Source organism: Aminobacter sp. P4_D5 (assembly GCF_056401815.1).
This window is the reverse complement of sequence record NZ_JBFUIP010000690.1, coordinates 1-722: the sequence shown is the minus strand read 5'-3', so window position 1 is coordinate 722 and position 722 is coordinate 1. Positions and strand designations below refer to the sequence as shown.

The following is a 722-nucleotide window of genomic DNA, read 5'->3' as shown; positions in this document are numbered from 1 at the left end:
GGGCTAAATCGCGCCATGCCGGATTTCAGCCTGGAAGCCTCGTTGGGGGGCCTCGTCGCGGGGGTGGACGAGGCCGGCCGCGGACCGCTGGCCGGGCCGGTGATGGCCGCGGCCGTCCTGTTCCTCCGGCCTTGTCCCCGCAGGCTCGCGAAGCTCCTCGATGATTCCAAGCGCCTGACCGAGCCGCAGCGGCTGGAGGCGGCGCTCGGCCTGCGCGAGGCCGCCGGCAAGGGCTGGCTGGTCATGGCGGTCGGCGCCGCCTCCACCGCCGAGATCGGCCGCATCAACATCCTCCAGGCCACGCTGCTTGCCATGCGCCGGGCCGTGACGCGCCTCGCCGTTGCGCCCGAGATCGTGCTGGTGGACGGCAACCGGCCGCCGCCCATGCCCTGCCGGGTGGAATGCGTGATCGGCGGCGACGGGTTGAGCCTCTCGATCGCGGCGGCCTCCATCCTGGCCAAGACGGTGCGCGACGCGGGGATGCGGAAGCTCTGCCAGCGCTGGCCGGCCTACGGCTTCGGCCAGCATTTCGGCTATGCGACGCAGCGCCATCGGACGGCGCTGCAGGAGCACGGGGCCTGCCCGCACCATCGCCGCGGCTTCGCGCCCGTGGAGGAGGCCTTGCAAGGCGTGCTCCTGGGCGCCTGAGCCGAAGCAGCCTGACGGCCACGCATGCGGGGAAAGCTGCATCGCCGGGCGGCTGGCTGTTGACGGAGCGACTC

At 73.0% G+C, this 722-nt stretch carries 1 protein-coding gene; it reads left to right on the top strand.

Going from position 1 to position 722, the window contains the following annotated elements; translation table 11 throughout:
- Window positions 1-648: ribonuclease HII (locus AC1DWF_RS34355; RefSeq protein ID WP_476842956.1), on the top strand; the 648-nt coding region annotated here is incomplete at its 5' end.
- Between the last annotated feature and the right edge of the window lie 74 nt (window positions 649-722).